We start from the raw sequence: 4,274 nt of genomic DNA on the forward strand, positions 1-4,274 counted from the left end.
GTTAAATCCTGTTTCTTCTAGTTGTACAATCACTTACAGAATTCAAATATAAAAGCCATCTATCTGAAGAATTTCAGACGGCCTTCTCTTTATCAATATCCATGAAACCAATTCAGATCACAGTTTTATTCCAAAGCATGATTAAATTTCTTTTATAGAATTTTAGATAGCCCTATTCATTGACTACCACCACTTTCCCAAACCCGTCCGCGCTTTGCAAAAAACGGTGGGCTTCGGAAACTTGTTCCAATGTAAACACGCGTTCAATTAAGATTTTCACATTAAATTGCCAGATATAGTCAAACATCGCATCTAGCTTGGCTTGCGACACATTGCCCGAATAAAAGGCGGTGAGATAGCTGTTGTTTTTGAGTTCGATAATCGGATCAAAATCGTTCACGTACCATATATTACCTAGCTGCCCTGTATTGCAGACGATGCCGTGTTCGTTGATGTGGGTGAAAGAATCACACAAAGTTGCTGGCCCGACCAATTCCAGAATTTTGTCATAGTTTTGGGTTTTGGTCGGTTTGTAGTTTGCCATCGGCTTCAGTAATCACTTCGTCAAATCCGACCGCTTGCAAATGGGTAGCTTTGGCAGGATTACGCGTTTCCAAATCGGTATGAATGGGGTAAATTTGCTCGTTTGGCAGCAACACATATTCGGCGTAGCTGTCGTCAAAGGCGCGCCCCATTTCTCTCCCATAATAGAAGACAACCTTTTGTCCAACCGCCAGTGTAGGTGTGGAACTTTGCACCACTTTGCCTACACATTCAATGCCCAAGATGCGCGGAAATTGGATAGACGGCGATTTACCTTCACGCGTGAAAATCTCGGAATGGTTGATGCCGAAACCTTTGATTTTTACGGCTTTCATAATACCCCCTAAGAATCTGATGCTTTCAGGTAGCCTACTGCCAATTTTACTTTCCTAACACCCCATTTTTCTCTAAATAATTCCGAGCCACGTTTTCCGCGCTTTCACCTTGCACTTTCACGCGGTAGTTCATCTCGCTCATTTCCTCTTCGCTAATTTTTCCCGCCAGTCGGTTAAGTGCGGTCACAATTTGCGGATTTTTTTCAGCAAATTCTGCTTTCATCAATGGTGCCCCCTGATAAGCAGGAAACAGGGAAATATCATCTTTCAGCAGGCGCAACTGGTATTGCTTCAATTCTGCGTCGGTAGAAAAGGCCTCCACTAGGTCGATTTTTTCATTCAACAATGCCGTATAGCGTAAGGCAGGTTCCAAGCTAACAATATGTTTCAGCGTGATACCTGCTGCCTGCATGCCTTTGTAGCCGTCTGCTCGGTCGGTAAACTCCAGCGAGAAACCTGCTCGGATATCGGGTGCAGCCTGCTTCAAGTCGCTGATGGCATTCAGTTGGTGCTCCGCGCCGTAGCTTTCTTTGACTGCCAACGCATAAGTGTTCTGATAAGACATTGGTGGCAGAAACTCTAACTGATATTGTTCCGCCAATAATTGTTTGCCCCGTTGATAGGTTTCATCTGGCGACAGATGGCGGTTCTTCTGTTCAGTTGGTACTTGTACTAAGGCTTCTAGCACTGTGCCGGTGAATTCAGGATAAATATCGATTTCGCCACTATTCAGTGCGCTAAACAGGAAAGTAGTTTTGCCAAAATTAGGTTTGACTGTGACTTTCACGTTCGAATTCTCACGTTCAATCAATAATTTATACATGTTAATCAGAATATCCGGCTCACTCCCCATTTTGCCGGCAACCACCACGTTTTTTGTGGCAGGTGTAAATGAAATCTGCGACAGACCGAGTGCTCCGAAGCCCACCGCCAATGCAAGAATAATCGGCAACTTGCGTCGCGATTTCTGCAACAGCCCGATAATGCCGCTTACACCGACAGCCAATAACGCGGAGAGCAATGCGCCAGTAAACGTCATTGTCATGTTGTTGCGGTCAATGCCGAGCAGAATCAGGTTACCCAAGCCGCCTGCGCCAATTAACGCCGCCAGAGTTGCCGTGCCGACAATCAGCACCGCCGCCGTGCGAATGCCCGAAATCATGGCAGGCAAAGCCATTGGCAGCTCAATCCGCCACAATGATTGCCAGCGCGATAGTCCGAATGCAGTGTATGCATCTTGAATCGATTGGTCGATTTGGGTCAGCCCCAAATAGGTATTTTGAAAAATCGGCAACAGTGCGTATAGCGTGAGTGCAATCAAGACGGGCGGCGAACCGATACCGACAAACGGAATCAACAAACCCAGCAACGCCAAAGACGGAATGGTTTGCAATATATTGGTAAACTGCAATACCGCTTCCGCTGCCCTCTGTCTGCGCGCAAACAACACGGCCGCAGGCACCGCAATTGCCACTGCCGCGAGCAAAGCCAGGCCGGAAAGCCATAAATGCGTAAGCAGCATTTGCCAGAGTTCTGCCGGGGTAACGTTTAGGGATGAGAACATAGTTTTAAATTTTATGTTTAGTACGTTGAATAATAGATGTTTATGTTTGCTTTACAGCAAGGTATTAGCACCTTGAAAGAGGTTTCAGACGGCCTTCACCATCATAACACTGCCCTTCTCACAGCTTCCTGTCCCTGTTTATCCAACCGTAAGAATTGGTGGATGATGCGTTCGGCATCGGGTGCATCGGCGGTGGAAAACAGCGATTGCACATAATCATTTGCCGGCTGCTTTTTGATTTCTTCAGGTGTGCCGATTTGTACCAGTTTGCCATTATGCATTACACCGATACGGCAAGCGAGTTTGGCGGCTTCCTGCATATCATGGGTAACGAAAACGATAGTAGTGCCAAATTTTTGGTGAATCATAGCAATTTGGTCTTGCAGCACGGTGCGCACCAGCGGGTCGAGCGCGGAAAACGGTTCGTCCATCAGCAGCACTTGGGGTTTGGCTGCAATGGCGCGCAAAATCCCGATGCGTTGCTGTTCGCCGCCGGAAAGTTCGTACGGATAGCGGTCCTGGTAGTGCGCAGGGTCAAGTTCCACCAACTCCAATAATTCATTCACACGCGTTTTGCGTTCGGCTTTCGGCCAGCCCAGTACGTCAGGCATGAGTTCGATATTTTCCGCGACGGTCATGGTGGGGAAAAGCGCGATTTGCTGCAATACGTAACCAATTTGGTGGCGGAGCTGGCGGATGTCGTAGTCTTTAATCCGTTTTCCGTGCAGATAAACGTTGCCATCGGTCGGTTCAATTAGCGCGTTAATCATGCGTAAAGTGGTGGATTTGCCGCTACCCGAGCCACCTACCAACACGAAAAATTCACCCTGATAAATAGTCAAATCCAAATCGCGCACAGCATATTTGCCGTCATAATGCTTGCCTGTGCCACGAAATTCGATAAATGGGATGGGGTTGTTTTGCATGGATGTGATTCCTGTATTAAGCAGGCTGATTTTTTGGTTTGCAGGCTGCCTGAAAGCAGAGCTTCAACGAAGTTAAACCCTCAATCCGTCTTCGCGACTGCAATCATCTCTTGTTGTCGCGCCACAATTTTTGCCGTCATTTCCAAAAACAACTTTTGTTCGTCTGCCGACAAATCCGACAAAGCCGTTTGGTTGATGGCTTTGGCAATTTCCGTAGACTGCTGTTGCAAGGCACGAGCTTGCTCCGTCAGCATAATCAGGCGGCTGCGTGCATCGTCGGGATTCGGTTCGCGCGTAATCAGCCCGTCGCGCTCCATCCGCGCCAAGGTGTTGGCAATCGTTGCCTGCTTCAAATCGGCGCGCTCTACCAATTCCTGCTGGCTCAAACCGTCTTTCTGCCACAGTTCCAGCAATATCGGAAATTGCGCGGGGGCGATGCTCAAAGGCTTCAAACCTTCGCCCAATAAAATGGCAAATTGGCGGGCAATGTGGTTCATCAGATAGCCTGCTGATTCAGTTTTGAAAACCTCGTCCATTTTGTTTCCTTTCAAATCAAATTGTTGAGGATTATATCACGAATATAGCTTGCTATCTTAATCCATAGCACGCTATACTTATTTCAACTCGATAGCTTGCTATTTAAATGCTTTCAGACGACCTCTATTAAATGTTCAAAGGAAACCATAATGAACCGCAATACTTTACGCAAAATCCACGCCGCCGCAGGGGCAGGTGCATTTTTATTCATCGCCTCGTTTTGGAGCAGCACCGTGTTCAGCGAACTCTTCGGCTCGCACGAAACCGTCGCCGCCGTGAGGCAAACCATTGTTTATGCGTTGTTCGGGTTGATTGCCAGATCGGAAGAGCGTCGTGTAGGGAAAGAGTGTAGATCTCGGTGGTCGCCGT

5 protein-coding genes are annotated in these 4,274 nt (G+C 47.5%); all 5 read right to left on the reverse strand.

The genetic code is table 11. The features are described from left to right. Positions 1 to 172: 172 nt before the first annotated feature. The 5 genes from Q1M25_RS08500 to Q1M25_RS08520 all read right to left on the reverse strand — a co-directional run bounded on the left by Q1M25_RS08500 (position 173) and on the right by Q1M25_RS08520 (position 3,904). Positions 173 to 544, reverse strand: a complete 372-nt coding sequence (locus tag Q1M25_RS08500; protein WP_300483839.1) for a zinc-binding dehydrogenase — start codon at positions 542 to 544, stop codon at positions 173 to 175. Continuing rightward, complete coding sequence (locus Q1M25_RS08505; RefSeq protein WP_224783332.1) at positions 507 to 878, reverse strand: alcohol dehydrogenase catalytic domain-containing protein; 372 nt, start codon at positions 876 to 878, stop codon at positions 507 to 509. Before Q1M25_RS08505 ends, Q1M25_RS08500 begins: the two co-directional genes overlap by 38 nt. Before the next feature lie 46 nt (positions 879 to 924). Next, positions 925 to 2,442: an ABC transporter permease/substrate-binding protein gene (locus Q1M25_RS08510; RefSeq protein WP_300483840.1), complete on the reverse strand. Its 1,518-nt coding sequence runs from the start codon at positions 2,440 to 2,442 to the stop codon at positions 925 to 927. A 101-nt stretch (positions 2,443 to 2,543) separates the two neighbouring features. Then, a complete protein-coding gene (locus Q1M25_RS08515) occupies positions 2,544 to 3,368 on the reverse strand; it encodes an ABC transporter ATP-binding protein (RefSeq protein WP_150538106.1) in 825 nt (274 codons plus the stop codon). An 80-nt stretch (positions 3,369 to 3,448) separates the two neighbouring features. Next, entirely contained in the window at positions 3,449 to 3,904 is a 456-nt protein-coding gene (locus Q1M25_RS08520) for a MarR family winged helix-turn-helix transcriptional regulator (RefSeq protein WP_191620543.1), read from the reverse strand. Positions 3,905 to 4,274: the final 370 nt, after the last annotated feature.

Origin of the sequence: uncultured Neisseria sp., assembly GCF_951230505.1 — a bacterium.
Classification (GTDB): domain Bacteria; phylum Pseudomonadota; class Gammaproteobacteria; order Burkholderiales; family Neisseriaceae; genus Neisseria.

What these genes read in the sequence shown, in the direction of transcription:
- Q1M25_RS08500 (WP_300483839.1), bottom strand. Translation starts at nt 544, where the DNA reads ATGGCAAACTACAAACCGACCAAAACCCAAAACTATGACAAAATTCTG.
- Q1M25_RS08505 (WP_224783332.1), bottom strand. Translation starts at nt 878, where the DNA reads ATGAAAGCCGTAAAAATCAAAGGTTTCGGCATCAACCATTCCGAGATT.
- Q1M25_RS08510 (WP_300483840.1), bottom strand. Translation starts at nt 2,442, where the DNA reads ATGTTCTCATCCCTAAACGTTACCCCGGCAGAACTCTGGCAAATGCTG.
- Q1M25_RS08515 (WP_150538106.1), bottom strand. Translation starts at nt 3,368, where the DNA reads ATGCAAAACAACCCCATCCCATTTATCGAATTTCGTGGCACAGGCAAG.
- Q1M25_RS08520 (WP_191620543.1), bottom strand. Translation starts at nt 3,904, where the DNA reads ATGGACGAGGTTTTCAAAACTGAATCAGCAGGCTATCTGATGAACCAC.